Annotated in this window: 25 protein-coding genes; 6 read left to right on the top strand and 19 right to left on the bottom strand. The window is 69.8% G+C overall.

What is annotated here, in order from left to right:
- Positions 1–3: 3 nt before the first annotated feature.
- Positions 4–651 (top strand): peptide-methionine (S)-S-oxide reductase MsrA, encoded by a 648-nt coding sequence (gene msrA, locus R8F63_15360; GenBank protein ID MDW3219991.1) that lies wholly within the window; start codon positions 4–6, stop codon positions 649–651.
- Between the two features lie 4 nt (positions 652–655).
- Here msrA and R8F63_15355 read toward each other — a convergent pair whose 3' ends face one another.
- The 6 genes from R8F63_15355 to R8F63_15330 all read right to left on the bottom strand — a co-directional run bounded on the left by R8F63_15355 (position 656) and on the right by R8F63_15330 (position 5,489).
- On the bottom strand, positions 656–1,591 hold the full coding sequence (locus R8F63_15355; GenBank protein ID MDW3219990.1) for an SDR family NAD(P)-dependent oxidoreductase: 936 nt from the start codon (positions 1,589–1,591) through the stop codon (positions 656–658).
- Between the two features lie 125 nt (positions 1,592–1,716).
- Positions 1,717–2,409, bottom strand: coding sequence for a DUF3152 domain-containing protein (locus R8F63_15350; protein ID MDW3219989.1), 693 nt, complete (start codon positions 2,407–2,409; stop codon positions 1,717–1,719).
- Entirely contained in the window at positions 2,406–3,008 is a 603-nt protein-coding gene (locus tag R8F63_15345) for a hypothetical protein (GenBank protein ID MDW3219988.1), read from the bottom strand. Before R8F63_15345 ends, R8F63_15350 begins: the two co-directional genes overlap by 4 nt.
- 10 nt (positions 3,009–3,018) lie before the next feature.
- Positions 3,019–4,200 carry an acetyl-CoA C-acetyltransferase gene (locus tag R8F63_15340; GenBank protein ID MDW3219987.1) on the bottom strand — a complete coding sequence of 394 codons (1,182 nt, stop codon included), beginning with the start codon at positions 4,198–4,200 and terminating at the stop codon, positions 3,019–3,021.
- A gap of 118 nt (positions 4,201–4,318) precedes the next feature.
- Positions 4,319–4,780, bottom strand: coding sequence for a hypothetical protein (locus R8F63_15335; GenBank protein ID MDW3219986.1), 462 nt, complete (start codon positions 4,778–4,780; stop codon positions 4,319–4,321).
- A 133-nt stretch (positions 4,781–4,913) separates the two neighbouring features.
- Positions 4,914–5,489: a hypothetical protein gene (locus R8F63_15330; GenBank protein MDW3219985.1), complete on the bottom strand. Its 576-nt coding sequence runs from the start codon at positions 5,487–5,489 to the stop codon at positions 4,914–4,916.
- Positions 5,490–5,608: 119 nt separating this feature from the next.
- Between R8F63_15330 and R8F63_15325 the strand changes: the two genes are divergently transcribed.
- Positions 5,609–6,097, top strand: coding sequence for a hypothetical protein (locus tag R8F63_15325; GenBank protein ID MDW3219984.1), 489 nt, complete (start codon positions 5,609–5,611; stop codon positions 6,095–6,097).
- A 6-nt stretch (positions 6,098–6,103) separates the two neighbouring features.
- Here the strand turns inward: R8F63_15325 and R8F63_15320 are convergent, their stop codons facing one another.
- Together R8F63_15320 and R8F63_15315 are read right to left on the bottom strand one after the other, a co-directional pair.
- Positions 6,104–7,039: a diguanylate cyclase gene (locus R8F63_15320; GenBank protein ID MDW3219983.1), complete on the bottom strand. Its 936-nt coding sequence runs from the start codon at positions 7,037–7,039 to the stop codon at positions 6,104–6,106.
- Between the two features lie 51 nt (positions 7,040–7,090).
- Positions 7,091–7,699 (bottom strand): MBL fold metallo-hydrolase, encoded by a 609-nt coding sequence (locus R8F63_15315; protein MDW3219982.1) that lies wholly within the window; start codon positions 7,697–7,699, stop codon positions 7,091–7,093.
- 90 nt (positions 7,700–7,789) lie between these two features.
- On the opposite strand from R8F63_15315, the gene R8F63_15310 reads away from it, so the two are divergent.
- Positions 7,790–8,353, top strand: a complete 564-nt coding sequence (locus R8F63_15310) for a CAP domain-containing protein (GenBank protein MDW3219981.1) — start codon at positions 7,790–7,792, stop codon at positions 8,351–8,353.
- A 25-nt stretch (positions 8,354–8,378) separates the two neighbouring features.
- Here R8F63_15310 and R8F63_15305 read toward each other — a convergent pair whose 3' ends face one another.
- Positions 8,379–8,552 carry a hypothetical protein gene (locus tag R8F63_15305; GenBank protein MDW3219980.1) on the bottom strand — a complete coding sequence of 58 codons (174 nt, stop codon included), beginning with the start codon at positions 8,550–8,552 and terminating at the stop codon, positions 8,379–8,381.
- 114 nt (positions 8,553–8,666) lie between these two features.
- Between R8F63_15305 and R8F63_15300 the strand changes: the two genes are divergently transcribed.
- Together R8F63_15300 and R8F63_15295 are read left to right on the top strand one after the other, a co-directional pair.
- A complete protein-coding gene (locus R8F63_15300; GenBank protein MDW3219979.1) occupies positions 8,667–9,224 on the top strand; it encodes a peptidylprolyl isomerase in 558 nt (185 codons plus the stop codon).
- Position 9,225: 1 nt separating this feature from the next.
- Positions 9,226–10,083, top strand: a complete 858-nt coding sequence (locus R8F63_15295; protein MDW3219978.1) for a 3-hydroxybutyryl-CoA dehydrogenase — start codon at positions 9,226–9,228, stop codon at positions 10,081–10,083.
- 4 nt (positions 10,084–10,087) lie between these two features.
- On the opposite strand, the gene R8F63_15290 is transcribed toward R8F63_15295, so the two are convergent.
- From R8F63_15290 to R8F63_15270, 5 genes are all read right to left on the bottom strand, one after another.
- Positions 10,088–11,524, bottom strand: coding sequence for an MFS transporter (locus tag R8F63_15290; protein MDW3219977.1), 1,437 nt, complete (start codon positions 11,522–11,524; stop codon positions 10,088–10,090).
- A gap of 51 nt (positions 11,525–11,575) precedes the next feature.
- Positions 11,576–11,932: a DUF4157 domain-containing protein gene (locus R8F63_15285; GenBank protein MDW3219976.1), complete on the bottom strand. Its 357-nt coding sequence runs from the start codon at positions 11,930–11,932 to the stop codon at positions 11,576–11,578.
- The gene (locus R8F63_15280) at positions 11,929–12,381 is read right to left on the bottom strand and encodes a DUF3291 domain-containing protein (protein MDW3219975.1); all 453 of its coding nucleotides are present in this window, start codon (positions 12,379–12,381) and stop codon (positions 11,929–11,931) included. The genes R8F63_15285 and R8F63_15280 overlap by 4 nt, the downstream gene beginning before the upstream one ends.
- Positions 12,378–13,058 (bottom strand): HAD family hydrolase, encoded by a 681-nt coding sequence (locus R8F63_15275; GenBank protein MDW3219974.1) that lies wholly within the window; start codon positions 13,056–13,058, stop codon positions 12,378–12,380. The genes R8F63_15280 and R8F63_15275 overlap by 4 nt, the downstream gene beginning before the upstream one ends.
- 337 nt (positions 13,059–13,395) lie before the next feature.
- Entirely contained in the window at positions 13,396–13,815 is a 420-nt protein-coding gene (locus R8F63_15270) for a DUF983 domain-containing protein (GenBank protein ID MDW3219973.1), read from the bottom strand.
- 38 nt (positions 13,816–13,853) lie between these two features.
- Here R8F63_15270 and R8F63_15265 point away from each other — a divergent pair, with 38 nt between their 5' ends.
- Entirely contained in the window at positions 13,854–15,389 is a 1,536-nt protein-coding gene (locus R8F63_15265) for a PQQ-binding-like beta-propeller repeat protein (GenBank protein ID MDW3219972.1), read from the top strand.
- Positions 15,390–15,392: 3 nt separating this feature from the next.
- Here the strand turns inward: R8F63_15265 and R8F63_15260 are convergent, their stop codons facing one another.
- The 5 genes from R8F63_15260 to cysS (R8F63_15240) are packed head-to-tail and all read right to left on the bottom strand — an operon-like array spanning position 15,393 to position 22,204.
- A complete protein-coding gene (locus R8F63_15260) occupies positions 15,393–17,297 on the bottom strand; it encodes an HD-GYP domain-containing protein (protein ID MDW3219971.1) in 1,905 nt (634 codons plus the stop codon).
- A 37-nt stretch (positions 17,298–17,334) separates the two neighbouring features.
- Positions 17,335–18,402, bottom strand: coding sequence for a serine hydrolase (locus tag R8F63_15255; GenBank protein MDW3219970.1), 1,068 nt, complete (start codon positions 18,400–18,402; stop codon positions 17,335–17,337).
- 18 nt (positions 18,403–18,420) lie between these two features.
- Positions 18,421–19,602, bottom strand: a complete 1,182-nt coding sequence (locus R8F63_15250; GenBank protein MDW3219969.1) for a hypothetical protein — start codon at positions 19,600–19,602, stop codon at positions 18,421–18,423.
- A 20-nt stretch (positions 19,603–19,622) separates the two neighbouring features.
- On the bottom strand, positions 19,623–20,999 hold the full coding sequence (gene cysS, locus R8F63_15245) for a cysteine--tRNA ligase (protein ID MDW3219968.1): 1,377 nt from the start codon (positions 20,997–20,999) through the stop codon (positions 19,623–19,625).
- A gap of 20 nt (positions 21,000–21,019) precedes the next feature.
- Entirely contained in the window at positions 21,020–22,204 is a 1,185-nt protein-coding gene (gene cysS / locus R8F63_15240; GenBank protein ID MDW3219967.1) for a cysteine--tRNA ligase, read from the bottom strand.
- Between the last annotated feature and the right edge of the window lie 87 nt (positions 22,205–22,291).

Genomic DNA, 22,291 nt, shown 5'->3' with positions numbered 1-22,291 from the left:
CCCATGTTGTTCGGACGTGACAAGCAGCAGATGCCCGCTCCCGAGGATGCCCTGCCGGGTCGTCCCGATCCGTTGCCCGTCCCGGACGCCCATCTCGTGCTCGGCACGCCGCTCGCCGGCCCCTACCCCGACGGGATGAAGACCGCCGTGTTCGGCCTCGGCTGCTTCTGGGGCGCCGAGCGCTTCTACTGGCAGCTCGACGGCGTGTACACCACCGCCGTCGGTTATGCCGGTGGGCACACGCCCAACCCGCTCTACGAGGAGGTGTGCTCCGGGCGCACGGGTCACAACGAGGTCGTGCTCGTCGTCTACGACCCCGAGGTCGTGAGCTATGACGAACTGCTCAAGGTGTTCTGGGAGGTCCACGATCCGACCCAGTTCATGCGCCAGGGCAACGACATCGGCACCCAGTACCGCAGCGAGATCTACGTCTTCGACGAGGAGCAGCGAGCCGCGGCCGAGGCGAGCAAGGCCAGGTACCAGGGGGCGTTGAAGGACGCGGGATTCGGTGAGATCGAGACCACCGTCGTGGATGCGCCGACCTTCTACTTCGCCGAGGAGTACCACCAGCAGTATCTCCACCGGAACCCCGGCGGCTACTGCAACCACGGCGTCTGCCAGGTCCGCTACGACCTCGAGCCCGCAGGCTGAGCCCTCAGATTCCCTGACCGGGGAAGCCCGGACCCTCGTGGTCGGTGCCGTTCATGTTGGCGTTGAGGCGAGCGGCCTTCATCAGCTTCTCCATGACCGGCCCCATGTCCTGGGGGTCGTCGGTCTGGGTCTCGACCGGGCCGAGGTGCCAGCCCTCGGCGATGCCGAGCTTCGGACCCCGCACGTCGAAGACGCGACCGGTGACGTTGGCCGCCTCGGGCGAGGCGAGCCAGGTGGTGACCACCGAGATCCAGCGGGGCGACATGGCCTCCATGACCTCGTCGGACAGGTTCTCCTCGCCGCCCATGAGCGGGATGGTGAGACGCGACACGGCGGTCGGCGCGAGACAGTTCACGGTGACGCCGTACTTGACGAGTTCCTGCGCCGCGATGATCGAGAAGGCGGCGATGCCGGCCTTGGCCGCGCCATAGTTGGTCTGGCCGACGTTGCCGTAGATGCCGGACGGCGATGCGGTGTTGATGATGCGGCCGTAGACGTCTTCGCCGGCCTTGGCCTTGGCCCGCCAGTGCACCGACGCGTGGTGGGCGGGGCCGAAGGTGCCCTTGAGGTGGACGGCCATGATGGCGTCCCAGTCCTCTTCGGTCATCGAGAAGAGCATGCGGTCACGCAGGATGCCGGCGTTGTTCACGACGATGTTGATGTCGCCGAAGGAGTCGACGGCCTGGTCGATCATGGCCTTGGCCTCGTCGAACTTGGCGACGTTGCCCCCGTTGACGACGGCCTTGCCGCCCATCGCCTCGATCTCCGCCACGACTTCCTGGGCCGGCGTGGCGTCGCCCCCCTCGCCGTGGATGTCGCCGCCGAGGTCGTTGACGACGATGGACGCACCGTGCTCGGCCATCATCAGGGCGTGTTCGCGGCCGATGCCGCGGCCGGCGCCGGTGATCAGGGCGACCTTGCCCTCGAGAAGCTTGCTCATGTGGAACCCCTCCTGGGGCGTGATCGCTGTCCGGCGCTCGCCGGAACGTGACAAGTGAACGATCGTTAGCGTGCCACGGGCGACGGCAAACGGCTACTCGGGCGGGACGGACGGAGCGTGAACCGTCAGCCGTCGGTGAGCACCCAGCCGTTGGGTTCGCAGCCGTCGAGTCCCTTCGTCTGCTGCATCATGATCGGCGCGGGCTCGCCCGCACCCGGACAGGAGTCGTGACCGGCACCGACGATGTAGTGCCCGACCTCGTGGTTGACGAGATAGCGCCGGTACGTCTCGAGATCGCCGGGCCACTCGTCCGTCGCGCCGAACCAGCGCAGCGAGTTGATGGCGATCCAGCCGTTGCGGGCACAGGAGAACCGCCCGTTCGTCTCGAGCGGCGCGCACATCCGATCGACGTCGGCCGGGAGGGCGACGATGATCGTGAACTCGCCGTCGTCGTCCACCAGCTCGAACCCGGCGCCGCGGCCGATCCAACTGCGCCCGTCGCCGAGGGTGTCGACGACGAAGCGCGCCAGATCGTCGCGGGTCAGGTCGGTGACGCCGTCACCGACCTCGACGGCGAAGCGCAGCATCGGGGTGCCCTCGTGGAGCAGCGCCGGTGGCGCGAGCGTCGTGGTCGTCGTGCTGGTCGTCGTGCTGCTCGTGCTCGTCGTCGTGACGGTCGGGCTCGGCGTCGTCGTCGTGGGAGTCGTCGTGGTGCTCGTCGTCGACGGGGATGTGGTCGTCGTCGTTTCGGTGGCGGCTTCGTCGGCCCCGGTGCATGCCGCGGCGACGAGGACCACGGCGATCAGCAGGTGCCTCACACGCGGGTGAGGGCCAGGGTGAGCCCACCGGCGTGGCACTCGTGTTTGCGGCCGGCATCGATGAGACCAGGCATGATCGCCGCGGAGGCCTCGACCGCCTCACTCACGTCCATCCCTGCGATCTCGTAGACGGTCAGATGGTTGGCGGTACCGGGGCGCGGGTCTGCTCGGCGCCAGCGCGTGCCGCCGACGAACGCGCCGCACGACATCATGTCGGGGAGGTGGACGCGGTCGTACCACTCGTCCCACTCGGCGAGGCGCGACGCATCGGTCGTGAGGACCTCGGCGACGATCAGCGCGGTGACGTCGGACTCGGGGTCCGGCGTGAGCGTGGCACCGTGGCGGAGCCAGCGGTCGGTGCGCACGTCCGCCTGGGCCGTCTCGAAACCGGCGGCGCGCGGCGGGGGCTCCGCGCCGAGCATCACATGACTGTGACCCGCGCCGGGCCGCCCGACCGGCGCTGGTGGGTCGACGCGGAAGATGCCGGCGTCGACGGCGTCGAGCGCGGTTGCCGTGGCCGACTCCCAGTCGGCCGGCGCAACACCGACGGGCTTGGTGGCGACGATGGTCAGGGCGTCGAGCGCATGGAGTCTGTGCACCGACCGGGGCTCACGTGACCTTGAGGAGCATGGCGTCGCCCTGGCCGCCCCCGCCGCACAGGGCGGCCGCCCCGATGCCGCCGCCCCGGCGCTGGAGTTCGTAGGCCAGCGTGATGGCGAGGCGGGTGCCGCTCATGCCGATCGGATGGCCGAGGGCGATCGCGCCGCCGTTCACGTTGACCACATCCTCGGGGAGGCCGAGTTCGGCCATGGACGCGATCGACACGGCGGCGAACGCCTCGTTGAACTCGAACAGGTCGACGTCGCTGAGCTGCATCCCGGCCCGGTCGAGCGCCTTGCGCGTCGATCGACTCGGCTGGGTGAGCAGCGAGGTGTCGGGTCCGGCGACCTCGGCGTAGTCGACGATCTCGGCGAGAGGCTCCACGCCGAGCTTCTCGGCCATGGCCTTCGTGGTCACGACGACGGCGGCGCCGCCGTCCGAGAGTTGGGAGGCGTTGCCGGCGGTGACGTTGCCACCGTCCGCGAACGCGCCACGCAGCCCGCCGAGCGATTCGACGGTGGTGCCGACGCGGATGCCCTCGTCCTCGGCGAGGACGATCGGATCACCCTTGCGCTGCGGGATCTCGACCGGGACGATCTCGTCCTCGAACAGGCCGTCCTTCTGGGCCCGCGCCGCACGGTCGTGGGACAGCGCCGAGATCCGGTCCATCTCCTCGCGGCTGATGTCGGCCGCGGCGGCGTGGCGCTCGGTGCCCGCGCCCATCAGCTCGGACTCGAACGAGCACCAGAGTCCGTCGTGGGTGAGCGCGTCGGGCAGCGTCGCGTTGCCGTAGCCGTAGCCCGTGCGACCATCGAGGAGCAGGTACGGCGCCTGGGTCATCGATTCCATCCCGCCGGCCACCACGATCTCGGCTTCGCCGAGCGCGATGAGGCGATGGGCCTGCTGGATGGCGTTGAGGCCCGATGGGCAGGCCTTGTTGAGCCCGGTCGACGGCACCGTCATCGGGATCCCTCCGGCGAACGCCGCCTGGCGGGCGGGGACCTGGCCGGCGCCGGCCATCACGACCTGGCCCATGTAGGCGTAGTCCACCTGTTCGCCGGTGATGCCGGCACGGGCCAGTGCCTCGGCGATCGCGAGCCCGCCGAGGGCCGTTCCGCTGAATCCGGCGAGGCCGCCGTTGAACCGGCCGATCGGGGTGCGAGCGCCGGTGAGGATGACGGTGTCGGACACGGGGACTCCTGGCTGTCGGGGTGGGCTCGATGGTACCGCTCGCCTCCGAAAACCGAGGAGGCCCACCCCGGAGGGTGGGCCTCTTCACGAGGGATGGGGTGATGGTGTGGGGTATCCCTCAGGCGGCGGCCGGCACCCGGAGCAGGAGCTTCATGATGTCGTTGGCGAAGTCGGCGGCCCGATGATCCGATGGCAGGTCGAACTGGGCGACGGACCAGTCGGCCATGGTGAAGCGCAGCTTCGCCAGGGCGATGCGGGCGGGCACGACCTCGACCGAGTGCACCGCGCCCAGCGAGTCGAAGCCGCCGACGTGGATCTCGTTGCCGATGCGGGGCTTGTGACACCACAGCACCCGCCGGTCGGTGACGACGACGAGGTTGGTGCGGTTCGGCATCGCGCCGTCCCCGGTCATCGAGCCGGCGGCGGCTCGGCTGAACACCGACGGCCCGAGCAGGGCGAGGGTGGTCTCGTAGGCCCGATCCTCGACCTTGCCGGCGACGACGGGCCGGAACGCCTCGACGCGTTCACCCGGCTCCAACGTCTTGCGGAGTGCTTCCTGGATCTGCTCGGCGCTGCTCATCATCGTCTCCTCGGTCGTGTCCCTGGTCCCCACTGGACCCCGGTAGACGTACTCTCGGCGTCAGGGCCGGTTGTCTTCGCGTGAACGGGCCGAACGATCCACCGGAGTGAATCGCTCGGCCCATCGCGGCCGCTCAGCCGGCGGACGGCAGGAAGTCGCCGAAGAGGTCCCAGTCGCCGATTCCGCATCCGTTCGCCCGGTCGAAGCTGGTGTCGATCTCCTCACCGTCGAGCGTGCCGACGATCGTGGCGATCTGCGGACCGCCGTACTGCTCGGTGCACGCGACGTCGGTCGGTGGACCGTGCACCACCCGGTCGCGCACGGCGTCGTCGTGGAGGGCGAGGCACATCCGGTCGGCCGTCGTCGGCGCGCCCTCGCCCATGACCGTCGCGGTGTCGCCCAGACAGGCGAGCTGGTAGGCCACCGGGTCGTCGTCCTCGGCGAGTTGGTAGGTGATCGTCAGGTCGGCGATCGGGTAGGGACCGGCACCGAGCGGAACGTCGTCGCCGGGTCCGTCCGTCGGCTCGCCGTCGCTCGGGTCGACGGTGCCATCGTCGCTCGTGCCATCGTCGTCGTCGCTCGTCGGCCCGTCGACCACGGTGCCGTCGTCCGTCGGCTCGTCGGAACCGACCGACGTGTCGGCGTCGTCGCTGCAGGCGGCGGCCACGACGGCCATCACGACTGTCATCACGATCAGGAACTTCTTCACGGGGGTACTCCTCGGGGGATGGTTGTTCTCGGCCGTTCTGACGGTCGGCGACCCTCGTTGGTTCCCGGTGGTGTTCGCCGTCCTCAGCAGGCTCCCAGGAAGCTGTCACGATGAGGGGCATGGACATCAACTGCTGGCACTCGGTCGGCACGAAGAACGCGCCGCGGGATCGGGTCCGGTGTCGACGGCGGCCGGCGCGCGAGGCCACCGAGCTGCGGGCGGCGATCCGGGCGGCCCGCGCCGGCGACGACACGAGCGATGCCCTGTTGTACGAGCTCCCCCGTGGGTACGGCCCCGGTGCACGAACGGCTGCGCGTGTCGTGGTCGGCATCACCCCGGTCCTCGTCCTGGTCGGTGCCGTCGCGGCCGTGGTCGCGCCGTCCTCCGCCGACCTGATCGTGTTCTGGCTCGTCATCCTGCCCGGCGTGATCGGCGCGGGCACCTGGATGCTCTCGCGGACCTACGACACCGGCGTGCGCATCACCGCCGACGGTGTGCTGTGTGCCGAGGGATGGAGTGGCGTCCGCGAACTCCAGCTGCGTGACTACCCCCGGGTGACGGTGAAGGAGCGAAAGGACACCGACGTCGCCATCGGGGTCGACGGCTGACCCCGATCACTCGGCTCGTCGGAGCTGCTTCTCCATCGCGGTGGCCGCGGCCGCGGCCTCGACGAGATCCTGACCGCTGTCGCCGGGGCCGGCGGTCGCGAGGCCCATCGAGACGTCGAAGGCGGGCGCGTCGGTCGGCTCGAACGCCGCCCGGAGCGTCTGGACGGTGGCGGTGAGGTCCTCGAGCGGCTCGCCCTCGAGGATCACGGCGAACTCGTCGTCGCCGATCCGCGCGACCATCGAATGAGCGGGCGCGGCCTCGCGAAGGCGGGCGGCGGTGTCGGCGAGGGCGTGGTCCCCGGCGTCGTCTCCCGCCCCGGTGTTGATCTCGGCGAGGCCGTCGATGTCGACGTGCACGACCGCGCGGTCCCGGTCCGTGGGCTGGTCCTGCAGCCAGCGCTCGGCGGCGACGGGCGCGGCCGCGCCGGTGAGCGCATCGAGGGCCCGCCACTCGAGACGGATGGCGTGGAGCCGATCCCCGGCCTGACGGGCGAGGATCTCGAGGGCGCGGCGTTCGTCCGCGAACAGCGAACGCGGGCGGGTGTCCATGACGCACAGCGCGCCGACGGGGAGATCGTCGTCGACCGTGATCGAGGCACCGGCGTAGAAGCGGATCTCGGCATCGCCGGTCACGAACGGGCTGGTGCGGAAGCGGGGATCGAGCGTCGCATCCGGGACGATCAGCGTCTGTTCCTCGGTGATCGTGTGGGCACAGAAGGTGATGTCGCGAGCGGTCTCCGCGAAGGGGAGACCGACCTGCGCTTTGAACCACTGCCGGTCATGGTCGATGAGGGACAACGCCGCGATCGGGACATGACACGTCCACGCCGCGAGTTCGACCAGCTCGTCGAAGGCGGCGTCGGCAGGCGTGTCGAGAACGCGCAGTGACTCGACCGAGGCCAGGCGAGCGGGTTCGTTCTCGATGACGGGCGGAGTCATCATCTCCGGTCCCGTCGGCCTCCGGGCTCGGGTCTTGAGGATCCGGCGTCGGGATCACCAACCGCGGGCGGCCCATTCGTCGAGCGAGGGCGACTCGGCCCCGATCGTGGTGTCGGCGCCGTGGCCGGGGAGCACGATGGTGTCGGCATCGAACACGCGGAACATGCGGTCCTCGATGCTGCGCAGGATGGTGGGGAAGTCTCCGCCCTCGAACCCGGTCGCGCCCGGCCCGCCCGGAAAGAGGGTGTCGCCGGTGAAGAGCAGCGGGGTGTCCTCGACGCTGAAGGACATCGACCCGGGGGTGTGCCCGGGGGTGTGGTGGGTGTGGATCCGGAGGCGGCCCACTTCGATCACCGACTCGTCCTCGAGCAGATAGTCGTAGCTGGGGAGCATGGCGGCGTCCTCGGCGGTGACACCGACGCGATAGCCCGCATCGCGGATGGCCGGTATCGCCTGGATGTGGTCCCAGTGGCCGTGGGTCTCGAGCACGGTGCGCACGTCGAGCTTCTGGCACAGCTCGAGCAGCCGGTCGTGCTCGTTGGCGGCGTCGAGGAGGACCCCTTCGCCGGTTTCCCGGCACCGGATCACGAAGACGTTGTTGTCGACGGGTCCGACGACCACCCGATGGACCTCGACCCGGCTGTCATCCCAGTGCAGCGTCACGGCCCAAACATAGGCCGCGAGGGTCGCCGACCGCACCCGGGCGCGCTGACATACTCGCCCGTGGTCGGGAGTCGGCGACCGGGGGGATGCATGCGTTACGGCACGACGGCGGGATTCGGGCTCGCCGTGACGTTGACCGTCGCGAGCTGGCTCGTGTTCCCCGGCGCGGCCGCTGCCCCGACGAGTACGCCGAGTGGCGTCGAATCGACGGTGACGTCGTCCCCGCCGATTGCGACGGCCGCGCGAGCGGACGTCGCGACGGACGGGCCGGTCCGCGTCACGACCACGACGGTCGCCCCGACGCTCGCCGAGGAGACCCGCCACGCGCTGAACGACCTCCGTCACGCGGCAGGACTCGACCCGCTGGTGGCCGACGACGAACTGGACGCCCTGGCGCAGGCGTGGGCCGCCCGGATCGCGGTCGACGCCCGGCTCCACCACTCCTCGTTGATCTACGACGTGGTCGAGGATGACGCGTGGACCGCGGCCGGGGAGAACGTCGGCTACGGACCGAGCGTCGCCGTGTTGATCGACGCGTTCGTGGCCAGCCCCTCGCACGAAGCGAACATCGTGAGTCCCCGCTACCGGGCGATCGGGATCGGCATCGTGGTGGTCGACGACGTGATCTGGACCGCCCACCTGTTCGCGGGTTGAGCCACCGCGATCGACCGGGACGGGGTCAGGCGGCGGGTTCGTCCTCGACGATGCGCACTTCCCCGCGGGGCACGCCGGGGTCGCCGCAGACCCAGCAGAGGTCGCCCTTCGCGCCCCGCCAGGCGACATCGCAGCGTCCGCAGCACAGCGGATGGTCGGCGACGACGCCTGCGCTGTCCGGTGCGGTCATCTCCTGCACGGGGATCACCCTATGCACGCCGTGCCGTGCGGCTGGGTGATGCTCCGTCCCGTCGGGGCCGTAGTCTCGACGGGGCTCGTCGCGAGTGTCGGTGAGCTTTCGAGAGGATGTTCCATGGCTACCCCGTGCCCCAACGCCGACGGCTCGAGCCCGCAGCAGCGTGAGTTCGATTCCGCGCCGGAGATGTGCATCGATCCGGCGAAGCGCTACACCGCCACGATGAGCACCACATTGGGCGACATGGTGATCGCGCTCGATGCCGCCGCCGCGCCGAAGACGGTCAACAACTTCGTGACGCTCGCTCGTTACAAGTACTACGACGGCATCGTCTTCCATCGCATCATCAACGGGTTCATGTGCCAGGGCGGCGACCCGACCGGCACGGGCCGTGGTGGCCCCGGCTACAAGTTCGACGACGAGCTTCCGGCCCCGGGACGCTACGAGATCGGCTCCCTCGCGATGGCGAACGCCGGCCCGAACACCAACGGCAGCCAGTTCTTCATCGTCTCGGGCGCCAGCGGCGTCGGCCTGCCCCCGCAGTACTCCCTGTTCGGCAAGGTCGTGAAGGGACTCGAGGTCGTGGACGAGATGCAGCGTGTCGAGACCGACCGCAGCGATCGACCGACCACCGACGTGGTCATCAACTCGGTCACGATCGAGGAAGCGGACTGACGTGACGGGCTCGATCGACACGGTCGGGGTCGTGGGTACCGGCGCGATGGGCTCCGGCATCATCGAGGTGCTCGCGAAGTCGGGCGTGTCGGTCGTGGCCCGCGACATCGACGCCGCAGCCGTGGAGGCCGGCCAGGCCCGCGTCCAGGGTTCGCTCGACAAGGCGGTGGAGCGGGGAAAGCTCGACGCCGCCGCTCGCGACGAGGCCGCCGGTGCCATCACCTGGACGATGCAACTCGCCGATCTCGCCCCGTGTGATCTGATCATCGAGGCGGCCCCGGAGATCCGCGAGCTGAAGCTCTCGATCTTCACCGAGCTCGACGACATCGCCCGCGACGACGCCATCCTCGCGACCAACACCTCGTCCATCCCGATCATCGACATCGCGATGGCCACCGGCCGGCCCGCGCAGGTGTGCGGGATGCACTTCTTCAATCCCGCGCCCGTGATGAAGCTGGTCGAGGTGATCGAGACGCAGCGGACCGACGCAGCGGTGCTCGCGGCCGTGTCGATGTTCGCCACCGACCGGCTGGGCAAGCGGGTGGTGGTCTGCAAGGACCGCTCCGGCTTCATCGTGAACGCGCTGTTGATCCCGTATCTCTGTCAGGCGATCGCGATGTACGAGGCCGGCCATGCGTCGGCCGAGGACATCGACGAGGCGATGCAGCTCGGCGCGGGACATCCGATGGGTCCGCTGACGTTGTCGGACCTCGTCGGTCTGGACGTGTTGCTGCTCGCCGCCGAGTCGCTCCACGAGGAGTTCGCCGAGCGCTTCCTCGCGCCGCCCCCGCTGCTGCGCCGGATGGTGACGGCGGGCCAGCTCGGCCGCAAGACCGGCCAGGGCTTCTACACCTACTGAGTCGCTACTTCCGGACGTCCACCGTCGCCGAGTAGGGCGCAGTCGGCGACGGGGTCGTGCGGGCTGCCGGAAGTGTCTCGGAGAACCGGATCGCGCCGGCGATGCCGATGGCGAGCGTCGACACGGCCGCGCCGATCACGAACACGAAACGGAAGCGTTCGGGGGTGCTGGTGTCGGTGACGAGCGCGGAGAGCAGGCTGATACCAGCCGCGGCCCCGATCTGACCGGCCATGTTGAGCATGCCGGTGCCGACGCCGAGGTCTCGGTCGCCGACCGCATCGGTGAGTGCGGCGATGATCGGCGGCCGCGCGATGCCGCTGCCCGCCCCCGCGGTGGCCACCCCGGCCACGACGAAGCCGATCTCGCCGGTCACCGCACCGATGCCGATGGCGAGCAGGCCGGCGGAGATCCCGGTGCACCCGAGCATCACCACGGGCCGTCCGCCGAATCGTTCGGTCAGCCAGCCCGCCACCCACGCGCCGATGGCGAACATGATCGGACGGGGCAGGATCAGCAGGGAGATCGCGGTCGTGCTGTAGGCGAACGTCGACGTCGCGCCGAGCATCAGCGAGGTGATGACGAGCCCCGCCATGTAGGGGCCGTTCAGGAAGAGTTGGCTGACGAGCGGGAGCGCGACATTTCGTTCGCGCAGTACGGCGAGCTCGATCAGTGGGTGGGCGGTGCGCCGCTCCCAGACGACGAAACCGATCAGGAAGACCGGCGACAGCGCCAGGCCGCCGGCCACCACCGGGTGATCCCAACCGAGCGAGCTCGCCCGGTTCAGCGGGATGAGGATCGTGGCGATGCCGGCGGCGAGGAAGAGTCCGCCCCAGAGGTCGAACGTCAGGTCGTCGCGGCGCTCGCTGTCGGGGAGGACCCGTGATGCGGCGATCACCGCGACGGCCATGCCGACGCTCTGGATCACGAAGAGCGTGCGCCAGCTCGTCGCGTCGATGAGGGGGCCGCCGACGACCACACCGAGGGCGGGTGATGCCGCCAGCACGGCCGACCACACGCCGGCCACCGAGGTTCGCCGGTCGTCGGGAAACGCCTGCATCATCAACGCGAGCGCCGACGGGCCCGTCGAGGAGGAGAACGCCTGCGCGAGGATCCGGGCGCCGATCAGGAACGCGGCATTCGGTGACGCGGCGGTGACGAGCGACATGACGGCCGCCCCGGTGAACCCGAGCAGGTACATGCGTCGGTGCCCGTAGAGGTCGCCGAGCTTGCCCGCCATCGGGGTGAACACCGCGAACGCGAGCAGGGGCCCGGCGATCACCCAGGTGACGGTGCCCGTCGAGGAGTCGAGGTCGTCGGCGATGGTCGGGAGGGCGGCCGACAGGACGGTGATGGTGAACGAGCTCGCGGCGACGCCGATGAGGGCGACGACCTGGACGACCCGCGGCGAGTACTGCCGTGCCGGTGGGTCCAGGAATCGCATCGGATCGAGGGTAGGAGGGCGCGGGTCAGCCGCGGCGCCCTATGACGAGCGTCACCGCGTGCGCCAGGCGGCCGCGTGCGATCGTGCCTCGGCCTCGGCCGGGATCGAGAGATAGGCGGCCCGGTGGGATCGGTGGCGCCGGAGCCCGGTCGCATAGTCCCGCAGGTAGTCGGCGAGGAAGCCGACCAATCCCTGTTCGGCGTACTGGTGGGCGTGGACCAGCTCGTGAGCGAGGAGCTCGCGAGTGCCCGTGCGATCGTCGTCTCGGCGGAGGAAGACGAACCGGCCGACCGTCATGCCCGACGCCCCCGGGGGGAGCACGGGGACCTGTTGCACCCGTACCCGCTCCAGCACGGCTCGGGGGACGAGGTCGTAGGCGACGAGCTCGGGCCCCTCGAGCCGCCTCATCCGGACGGCGGGTCGAACGACGTCGCGAAGGTGAACGCGTCGGGCGTCGGACCCTCGGCCTGCAGCGTCGCCAGGCGCGCTTCGGCTTCCTCGAGCGTCGGGATGTGGCCCGCCGGGATCCACCACATGACGAAATGCGCCTCGGCGTGCGCCTCGAACCACTGACGACGCTTGCGCAGGAACGGCACGTGCGCGTCCCCGTACAGATAGTCCTTCAGCGCGTCGATCGACTCCCAGACCGTCAGGTTGGGGATGCGCAGGGGGTCGCCGTCGCGTTGGAACGACGTGGCGTTGCCGCTCTCGTCCTGGAGTCGCCAGACATAGCCGGGGCTCGCCTCGGCGGCCGCGTTCACCGGGTCGAGATTGTCGGTGAACTCCGCGGTGTCCGGATGGTCGATCGGCTGTCGCAGCGTGGCCACGTTGAGTTGGGCGAGATGCCATCCGGTCATGTCCAGGTCTCCAGGAGGTCGGGTAGGTCGGTCAGACGGTCGAGGGTCGGAAACTCGTGGTCCGGGTCGTGGTCGACCTGTTCGAGGGACCAGGTGACGTGGTACGGGACGTGGACCGCCCGTCCGCCGAGTTCGATCACGGGGAGGACGTCCGACTTCACCGAATTACCCACCATGACGAACTTCTCCACGGGGACGGCGTGGCGTTCGAGGACCTCGGCGTAGGTGCCGGGGTCCTTGTGGGCGACGACGTCGATCCGCCAGAAGTACTCGGACAGTCCGCTCTTCTCGATGCTCGCGTGCTGTGCGTAGAGGTCACCCTTGGTGATCAACATCAACGGAAGATGGGCGAGCGATTCCAGCACGTCGTGCACACCCTCGAGCAGCTCGGTCGGCCGATCGAGGATCGCCTGGCCGAGACGGATGATCTCGCGGATCGTCTCGGGCGGCGCCTCGTGATCCGAGATGTCGAGCGCGGCCTCCATCATGGAGAGCATGTACGCCTTCGCACCGAACCCGTAGCGGGGGAGGTTGGCCCGCTGGACCTCCGTGAGATGGGCCTCCACCGTCTCGGCGTCCGCCCAGGGCGCGAGGAGGGCCTCGAACTCACGGTGGGTCTCCTGGAACTTGTCCTCGTTGTGCCACAGCGTGTCGTCGGCATCGAACGCAACGATCATCGCGGCGATCGTAGTCAGCGCGCCTGTCCACCGGTTGAGCTCGAGCCGCTTGTACCTTCAGCCCATGGCAACGTGCGCTCGCCCTGGATGTTCTCGTCCTCGGGCCGGGGTGTTGTTGCTGCACCGGTCGGAGCGTCGTGCCGAACTGGTCTCGCTCGATGATCCGACCGGGGCGCGCTACGGCGCCGCGTTGTGCGCCGAGCACCTCGCCCGTTCCAAGCCGCCGTCCGGGTGGACGCTGGTCGATCGTCGCGACGACCAGGTCGACGTGGGCCGCGCGCCCTGGGCGCCCCGCCGTGAGCTGGACGATCTTCCCGATGCCGTTCGGACGGCTCGGTCACCCCTTCTGCGTCGCGCGTTCCTCGGGTCCGCCGAGGGCCTCGCCGGCCTCGAGCGGCTTCATGCCGAGGTCGATCGCGACCCAGATGGTCTTGGCGGTGGCGTGGAAGAGCCACGGCATGATGATCGCGATGGGAAGGGCGACGGCGAGGAGCGGCGCGGCCTCGGGGCGCGGCCACATCAGGATCACGCCGGTGACGATCGAGATCAGGATCAGCCCGAAGACGACGATCGTGTTGATGCCGACGGCGCCGACGAAGTGCCCCGGCTTGCGCTCGAACTCGAACCCGCATCGCGGACACGTGTCCGCCAGCGCCACCCATCGGCGGGTCAGGCCGCGCCGTCCGCACACCGCGCACGCCCGCGTCGCGCCACGCCACAACAGAACGCGGGTGGGCGGCGTGGCACGGACGGTCATGACTCGGAGCCTACGGTTCATCAGCTCCGACTGGTGGTTTGAGCGCCATCGTTCGGCGGCTCAACATCGGGCTGGCGGGCGTCGCGATCCTGCTGGTTCTCACCCTGATCTGGCCGGCGTCGACCGATGACGAGACGGGTGGGTCCGTCGACGCGACGTCAGCCACCACCACCGTCCCGACGACATCGACCACGACCACGACCACGACGACCACGACGACGCTTCCGCCGTACGACGGATGGGTCGACCCCGCATCGTCGAGTCAGCCGTGGGGCGACACCGTCGAGGGTCTCCTCACGTTCCGCGGCAACCCGACCCGCACGTTCTACGGCGCGGGCCCGGTGCCGGCCGCGCCCGAGGTGGTGTGGCGGTTCCCGGAGGACGGGGCGATGTGTTCGAACTCGTCCGTCGGCTCGCAGGTGATCAACTGGTGCGGGTCCGGGTGGACCGGGCAGCCCTCGATCTTCGAGTACGAGGGCGAGACCTGGGTGGCGCTCGGGGCCTACAGCCGCAACGTGCACTTCCTCGCCGCCGACGACGGCCGGCGCCTCCTGCCCGATTTCCCGACCGGCGACATCATCAAGGGATCCGTCACGATCGACCCCGATGGCTACCCGCTGCTCTACACGGGGAGTCGCGACAACTTCTACCGGGTCGTCGCGTTCGACCGGGCCGAGCCGGAGGAGCTGTGGGCGCTGAGCGCGACGGACGTGTCCCCGACCCGGTGGAACAACGACTGGGACGGTGCCGGCCTCGTCATCGACGACTATCTCTTCATCGGTGGCGAGAACTCCCAGTTCCACATCGTGAAGCTGAATCGCGGCTACGACGCGGACGGCTTCGTCACGGTGGCGCCGGAGCTGGTCTTCAACACCCCCGGCTGGGACGACGAACTCCTCCGCCTCGTCGGCGGCAATGTCTCGATCGAGAACTCCGTCGCGATCAGCGGCAACGTCGTCTACTTCGCGAACTCCGGCGGACTGATCCAGGGGTGGGACATCACCGACCTCGACGCCGGCGTCGAGCCGACCCGGGTGCTGCGCTACTGGGCCGGCGACGACATCGATGCGTCGCTGGTGATCGACGAGTTCGGGATGATCTATGCCGGCATCGAGTACGAGCGGGGCAACGCCCGCAGCCAGGAGGTCGGCCAGATCATCAAACTCGACCCGTCGAACCCGGACGATCCCCTCGTCTGGGGGGTGGACGAGCGACCCCGTCTCGACTCGGGTGTGTGGGCGACGCCGGGTCTGCACCGCGACCTCCTCATCGTGCCGACCGACACCGGCAAGGTGCTGGGACTCGATCGCGACACCGGCGAGGAGCGGTGGAGCCTCGAACTTCCGGGGCCGACGTGGGCTTCGCCGGTCATCGTCGACGATGTCTGGATCCAGGGCGATTGTGCCGGCGTGCTCCGCGGCTTCGACGTGAGCGACACGATGGTCGAACCGACACCGCTGTGGGAGGTCGAACTCGGCGGCTGTATCGAGTCGACGCCGGCGGTCTGGGACGGCCGGATCGTCGTCGGCACGCGGGCCGGCTTCATCTACGCGCTCGGTGATCCCGAGGGCTGATCGTCAGTTCAGGTAGCCGCGGGCGGGGTAGCTCGTCGTGTCGAACGCGAGCCACACGTCGTCATCCGACGACATCGGAACCGTGATCCCGATCGCAACCCAGTGGTCGGCGTCGATGACCTCGTCGATCGGCGGGAGAACGACGGACACCCGGCCGAAATCGTCGCCGAAGTCGTCCTGGTCGAACGCGGTCGTCTTCTTGCCGAGCGATACACAGGAGTCGACCGCGTCACACTCCGCGAGATGCACGGTGAACGCGCTCCGGCTGCCCTCGGCGAAGCCTGCGGCGGCCACCCAGATCTCGACGCTCGGGGTGCCGGTTGCCGGCCAGGCCGACGCGAAGTGCAGGGCCCACACCTGTGCTTCGGGGGAGCTGACTTCCGTGCCGATCTCGTTCGAGCGCGCGATGGTGCGTCCCGGATCCTCGTTCAGCTCGGTGTCGTAGTTGGGCAGGGTCGCCGCGGTCGGCGGTCCGCTCAACGGCAGGACCGAGGCTGTCGGCCCCTCACCGTTGCTGCCCAGGTAGGCCTGCGCCAGTGGATCCAACGCCACCGTGGTCGTGGTCGGCGGCGCGGTGGTGGTCGTGGTCGTCGTGGTCGTGGTCGTCGTGGTCGTTGTCGTGGTGGTGGGGGGTCGCGTCGTGGTGGAGGCGGTGGTCGTCGGCGGCTCGGTCGTCGTCGGTGCTGCGGTCGTCGTGGGTGGTTCGGTGGTCGTGGTCGTACTGGTCACGATGACCACCGGTTCGACGCGACCGGTGTCCGGCGGGGTGACGTCCTCGGCGGGCTCGACGGTTGCGACCTCGCGTGACGCAGCGGGCGGCGCCTCCTCCACCGCGGCGGGCGGCACGACCGCGGACGCGACGGCGACGGTCGCGGCGGCTGCCGTCGAGACTGCGGCGGTCGGGATCTGTCCGACCGGGAGGCGGGCGACCGCGGGAAGTTGTGCCAACCAGCTGAGCGGCCCCATGACGAGGCGCAGACGTCCGATGCCGACCGCGAGGAAGGCGCGGACGATCTCGGCGTCGAAGTGGGATCCCGCGCACGATGCCAGCTCGGCCCGTGCGTCTGCGACCGACATCGGCTCCTTGTACGAGCGCGTCGAGGTCATGACGTCGAACGCGTCGACCACCGCGACGATGCGACCCGCCCGCGAGATCTGCGTCCCCGCGAGCCCTCGGGGGTAGCCGCCTCCATCCCACCGTTCGTGGTGATCGCGGACGGCTCGCGCCCACTCGCCGAGCCACGGCCGCAAGGGTGCGATCAGCGCCCACCCCTCGTCGGGATGGGTCTTGAGCCGCTCCCACTCGCGCGGCGTCGGGCGGCCGGTCTTGTTCAGGATCGACGCGGGCACCTTCAGCTTGCCGATGTCGTGGAGCAGGGCGGCCCACTGGAGCTTCGATCGTTCCTCGTCGGTCAACCCGATCTCCGCGCCGACCATCTCCGCGTACGCCCGGACCCGCTCCGCATGGCCACGGGTGAGCCGGTCGTGCCGACTCAGCTCCGCCACGAGGGTGAGTAGCAGCTCCGCCGCCTCCTGGGGAGTGCCCGGGTCGAGCTCGCCCGCTTCGAGCTCCCGTTGGAGGCTGCGCGTGGTGTTCTGGCGCAGGGCGATCGAGAATCGCGACGGCGCTTCGTCGGGGAAGATCAGCGACAGCTTGAAGAGGGTGGCGAGCGGGAGGAGGCGGCGGGCGAGCTTGTCCAGCCAGATCAGGGCCGCGGTCGAGAGGATCGAGAAGCCGACCCAGCGAAGGATCGCTTCCGTGCGGTTGTCGGGCGTGGGTAGCGAACTGTGGACCTTCCAGATCGCGGCGGTGACCACGACGAACGGAATCGCGTGCGCGGTGAGGCGAATGGTCCGGCTGAGCCACGGTCGGCCCCGCCATCGACGAGTCTCGGAAACCTCTCCCACATCGGTTCCATCGGCGGCACGTGCCCCGACGATGAGGTCAGTGGTCGAAGTGGGCGATCAGCTCGTCGAACCAGGTCACGAGGGTCGGGTAGTCGTCCTCCGGCGTGGTGCCGAGGCGCACGACGACCAGATCCGACGACGGCACGCAGGCGACCCGCTGCCACTCGAAGCCGCTGCAGAAGAAGCGGCCGCGTCCGTCGGGATACGTCCACCAGTGGGCGCCGTACTCGCCGCCGTCCTCGTCGCGGGCCCGTGTGGTGCGGGCGTCGTCGACCCACTCGCGGTTGATGAGCTGTCGACCGTCCCACTCACCGCCCCGCAGGTACAGCAACCCGAACCGAGCCCAGTCGCGGGCGGTCGCGTGGAGGTAGGAGCTCCCGATGAAGTTGCCGGCGGTGTCGAACGTCGGGTCGGCGCTGTGCATGCCGATCGGACCGAAGAGGTGTTCGTGCATCCAGGCCCGGGCCTCGTTGCCACGACCGATGTGGTCGCCCACGATCCGGGCGAGGAGGTTGGTCGTGCCGCTGGAGTAGTTGAAGACCGTGTCCGGCTCGTGAGCGGCCGGGCGCGCCGCGGTGTAGGCCGCCGGGTTGTCGGTGCCGGCGCCGAAGAGCATGTCGATGCAGTGTGACCAGGCCGCCTCCTCGCCGTGCTCGGGGATCGCGTAGGCCTCGTTGAACTCGAGGCCGTCGACCATGCGCAGCATCTGGTGCAGGGTGATCGCGGCGCGGGGATCGTCCGCCGTCCACTCGGGCACGGCCGCCGGCGCGTGGGGATCCAGTTCGCCGCGGTCCACGAGCAGGCCGACGAGCGCATGGGTGACCGACTTCGCCATCGACCATGAGAGGAGCGGCGTGGAGGCATCGGCGTTCGGCCCGTAGCGCTCGACGACGAGCCGCCCCTCGTGGACGACGAGCGTGGCCGCCGACTCGCCGAACTCGGGCTCGGGCTCGGGGCCGAAGGCCCGGTCGAGCAGCCGGTCGAGCGCGGCGCTGTCCACATGGTCGGGGAGCGGTCCGGTCGGCCACTCGTCGGTGGGCCAGGGGACGCCCGCGGGCTGGGGTGGAAGGGGGTGGAGCGTGGCCGGCGGATCGAGGATCGGCATGCCGGCGACGTTAGGCGCTCAGCCGGACGGTACGAAGAGGAGCGTGCCGGAGCTCGCCTCCACTCCCGGTATGGCGACGACCGATCCCGTGGCCGTGTCGACGACCAGCACCTCGCCGTCCGCGTGGATGACAAATACAGACTCGCTGGGGTCGAACACTCCGAGGCCGCCGGCCGACTCCGCGAGCTCGATGAGGGTGAAGTCGCCCGTGATGAGATCGACGAGTTCGAACTCGAACTCGAACGTGCTCGGATCCGAGCTGATCGACCAGGCAAGCCGTCCGGTCGGGCTCATCAGCTCAATCTCGAGCGTGAGAAACTCGGCGTAGTAGTCGGGGCGTTCGAGGAAGACATGGCGAGCGGTCGTCGTGTCGAGTTGTGCGGCGTGCGGGTCCTCGGGTGTCCCCGCCCAGAAGGTGCAGTCCGTGCCGTCGCAGGACCGCCAGATGACGGCCGAGGCGCCCGCGGCCAGCAGCTCCCCGGTGGCCCACGTCGACGGCGTGCCCGAGCCGTCGAAGGCGAGGATGTGCTGCCCGTGCTGGGCGTAGGCAAGGCCGGCGGCGAGCACGATCCTCCGACTCGGGCCCGGCTGGAGTTCCGTTCCGGTCGCGACGTCGAACATCCGGGGCCCGCTCTCGCGGTTCTCGAGCACGGCGATGCCGTTCGCGAGGGCGACAGAGCTGAACAAGGCCGAAACGTCGGCGGTCCAGACTTCGGTCAGCCGGTCTCCCTCGAGTCGGTGGACCGTGTCGTCGACGAGGACGAAGACCGTGCCGTCGCGGACGGTCGCGTCCGTCGTGCTCTCGTCCGGGACGGGAACGGTGCGCTGGGCGCCGGTGTTCAGATCGATGAACGTCCACCCGGACGGGGTGCCGACCATCAGCTCGTGCTGCCACTCGCGGCCGAAAAGCGGGTAGGTCGCGGCACCCTCCGGGGCGACGGTGAGTCCGGCGCCGGCGAGCATGCCGAGCGGCGCTGGTGGCTCGGTGGCCGGTTCGTCGTCGGTGAAGAGGAGGACGAGCACGACGCCGACGGCCGCGACGATCGCAGCGGCACCGACGACGAGCGGCCAGCGGCGCGATCGTGGGGCGTCATCCGGCTCCTCGGCGGACGTCTCGGCAGCCTCGAGCCCCGACGCGATGACGGCACCCTCGGCGTCGAGGATCTCCAGACCCTCGGGTATGTCGCCGCCGCGATCCATGCCGGCGACGTTAGGTCAGGTCACCCGCGATGCCAGATCGGCCCGGACGGCGTGTCCTCGACGACGATGCCGCGGGCGGTGAGCTCGTCGCGCAGTCGGTCCGCTTCGGCGAAGTCCTTCGCCGAGCGGGCGTCGGTGCGGGCCGCGACCAGTGCGTCGATCTCGGCGTCGTCGTCGCCACCGCCACTGGCGTCGCCGACGCGGATGCCGAGCGCGTCGGCCAGGTCGATCACGGTGGCCACGAGGCCGGACGCGTCCTCACCGGCGTCGAGCGCGGCGTTGGCCCGGCGCACGGTCTCGAAGATCGTCGCCACCGCTTCGGGCGTACCCATGTCGTCGTCCATCGCGGCGCGGAACGCCGCGACGGCACCGGCGTCGAGGGTGGCACCGTCGGTCGAGACGCCGGCGGCCGCGGCCTTGCGGGCCATCGCGTCGATGCGTTCGATGCCGCCGCGGGCCTGGTCCATGACCTCGGCGTTGATCTCCATCGTCTTGCGATAGTGCGTCTGCAGGAGCAGGAGGCGCAGCGCCCGCCCGTTGAGTGGATGCTCGTCGAGCAGATCCTGGATCGTGCGGAAGTTGTTGAGCGACTTCGACATCTTCTCGCCCTCGATGTTGAGCATCGCGTTGTGCATCCAGTGGCGGGCGAACTCGCGCCCCGCGGCGATCGCCTCGGCCCGCTCGTTCGTGTGGTGGGGGAACACGAGATCGGTGCCGCCGCCGTGGAGGTCGAACCCGTCGCCGAGCACGTCCAGGCTCATGGCGACGCACTCGATGTGCCAGCCGGGTCGGCCCTCGCCCCACGGCGACGGCCAGGTCGGCTCGCCCGGCTTGGCGGCCTTCCAGAGCGCGAAGTCGAGCGGGTCCTCCTTGTTCTCGTCGACCTCCACGCGGGCGCCGGCGCCCTCGCGCAGGTCGTCGAGCGAGCGGTGCACGAGCCCGCCGTAGTCCTCCACGGACGCGACCCGGAGATAGACGCCGGAGTCGGTGGCGTAGGCGCTGCCGTTGTCCACCAACGTCTGGATGAAGGCGACCATCTCGTCCACGTACTCCGTCGCGTGGGGGCGGGTGTGGGGGCGGAGGATGTCGAGCCCGTCGAAGATGGCGGCGTCGTAGACGTCCTTCCAGGTGGCCGCGATCTCCGGCTCGGTCGAGCCCTCCTGGTTGGCCCGATTGATGATGTTGTCGTCGATGTCGGTGACGTTGGCCGCGTGGTGCACCTCGAGCCCGGTCCACTCCAGATAGCGGCGCACGATGTCGTAGGTCATCGCCTGACGGGCATGGCCCAGGTGGGGATGGTCGTACACGGTCGGCCCGCAGGCGTAGAGCGAGACCTTGCCGGGGTCGCGGAGATCGAGGGGGCGGATCTCGCCGGATTCGGTGTCGTAGAGGCGCATGGGAGCTCGGGTGGGGGAGATCAGGACCGGGACGGGGCGGGACGGTCGAGGGCGACGCCGACGAGCGCGCCCAGTTCGGCCAACACGATAGGCGCCGACGCGTCGTCGCCTCCGGCGGATATCGCGTCGGCGAGATCGGCGAGCGCCGACCTCGCCGTCGGGGCGTCGAGGTCGTCGTCCAGGGCGGCACGAACGCGGGCCGCGTACGGCGCGGGGTCGGGCCCGGCCGTCGCCTCGGCCGCGGCGACCAGCCGGTCGAGTAGGGCGGACGCCTCGTCGATGTCGTGGTCGAACCACTCCCAGTTGTCGCGATAGTGGTGCCCCATCAGCGCGAGCCGGATCGCGCGGGGGTCCGCGGTCTTCGAGAGCTCGCTGACGAACACGAGGTTGCCGAGCGACTTGGACATCTTCGTGCCCTCGTAGGCGACCATGCCGCAGTGCATCCAGTGGCGCACGAACGGTTCGCCGGTGGCGGCCTCGCTCTGGGCCCGCTCGCACTCGTGATGCGGGAAGATCAGGTCGCTGCCGCCGCCGTGCAGGTCGATCGTGGTGCCGAGGATCCCCATCGACATGGCGCTGCACTCGATGTGCCAGCCCGGTCGCCCGGGTCCCCACGGGGAGTCCCAGCTCGGCTCGTCGTCGAGCGACGGCTGCCAGAGCACGAAGTCGAGCGGGTTGCGCTGGCGGGGATCGTCCGGGCGGCCGCCACGTTCGGCCGAGTACTCGATCATGGTGGCTTCGTCGTAGCCGCTGACCGCGCCGAAACCCGGAAACGTCGAGACGTCGAAGAACACCGTTCCGTCCACGACGTAGACGTGGCCGTTCGCGTCGAGCGTCGCGATCAGCTCGACCATCTCGGTGATCCACTTGGTCGCGTGCGGCTCGGCGTGGACGGGCCGGGTGTCGAGCGCCTCCATGTCGCCGTGGAAGCGGGCGGTCTCGGCGGCCGCGAGCTCGAGGAAGTCGACGCCGAGCTCGCGGGCTTTCGGCAGGATCGAGTCGTCGACGTCCGTGATGTTGCGCACCAGGCGGACCGTGTGGCCGAGGTCCTCCAACCGTCGGATCAGCAGGTCGTAGGTGACGTAGGTGTTGGCGTGGCCGAGGTGGGTCGAGTCGTAGGGGGTGATCCCGCAGACGTAGATCGAGACCTCGTTGCCGGGCTCGAAGGGAACGACCTCGCCCCGGGCCGTGTCGTACAGGCGCACGGCGTCACGGTAGCGCCACCCTCCCACCCATCCCCGTTCTGGGTGAACGGAGCGCTGGAATCCGCGCCCCCGTTCACCCAGAACGAA

Source organism: Acidimicrobiales bacterium (assembly GCA_033344915.1).
GTDB lineage: Bacteria > Actinomycetota > Acidimicrobiia > Acidimicrobiales > Aldehydirespiratoraceae > JAJRXC01.
This window is presented reverse-complemented; position numbering and strand designations above follow the sequence as displayed.

Bases quoted from the DNA above. Each gene is read 5' to 3' on its own strand.
- msrA (MDW3219991.1), top strand. From the start codon at position 4: ATGTTGTTCGGACGTGACAAGCAGCAGATGCCCGCTCCCGAGGATGCC.
- R8F63_15355 (MDW3219990.1), bottom strand. From the start codon at position 1,591: ATGAGCAAGCTTCTCGAGGGCAAGGTCGCCCTGATCACCGGCGCCGGC.
- R8F63_15335 (MDW3219986.1), bottom strand. From the start codon at position 4,780: ATGAGCAGCGCCGAGCAGATCCAGGAAGCACTCCGCAAGACGTTGGAG.
- R8F63_15325 (MDW3219984.1), top strand. From the start codon at position 5,609: ATGGACATCAACTGCTGGCACTCGGTCGGCACGAAGAACGCGCCGCGG.
- R8F63_15320 (MDW3219983.1), bottom strand. From the start codon at position 7,039: ATGATGACTCCGCCCGTCATCGAGAACGAACCCGCTCGCCTGGCCTCG.
- R8F63_15310 (MDW3219981.1), top strand. From the start codon at position 7,790: ATGCGTTACGGCACGACGGCGGGATTCGGGCTCGCCGTGACGTTGACC.
- R8F63_15300 (MDW3219979.1), top strand. From the start codon at position 8,667: ATGGCTACCCCGTGCCCCAACGCCGACGGCTCGAGCCCGCAGCAGCGT.
- R8F63_15290 (MDW3219977.1), bottom strand. From the start codon at position 11,524: ATGCGATTCCTGGACCCACCGGCACGGCAGTACTCGCCGCGGGTCGTC.
- R8F63_15285 (MDW3219976.1), bottom strand. From the start codon at position 11,932: ATGAGGCGGCTCGAGGGGCCCGAGCTCGTCGCCTACGACCTCGTCCCC.
- R8F63_15280 (MDW3219975.1), bottom strand. From the start codon at position 12,381: ATGACCGGATGGCATCTCGCCCAACTCAACGTGGCCACGCTGCGACAG.
- R8F63_15275 (MDW3219974.1), bottom strand. From the start codon at position 13,058: ATGATCGTTGCGTTCGATGCCGACGACACGCTGTGGCACAACGAGGAC.
- R8F63_15270 (MDW3219973.1), bottom strand. From the start codon at position 13,815: ATGACCGTCCGTGCCACGCCGCCCACCCGCGTTCTGTTGTGGCGTGGC.
- R8F63_15255 (MDW3219970.1), bottom strand. From the start codon at position 18,402: ATGCCGATCCTCGATCCGCCGGCCACGCTCCACCCCCTTCCACCCCAG.
- R8F63_15250 (MDW3219969.1), bottom strand. From the start codon at position 19,602: ATGGATCGCGGCGGCGACATACCCGAGGGTCTGGAGATCCTCGACGCC.
- cysS (MDW3219968.1), bottom strand. From the start codon at position 20,999: ATGCGCCTCTACGACACCGAATCCGGCGAGATCCGCCCCCTCGATCTC.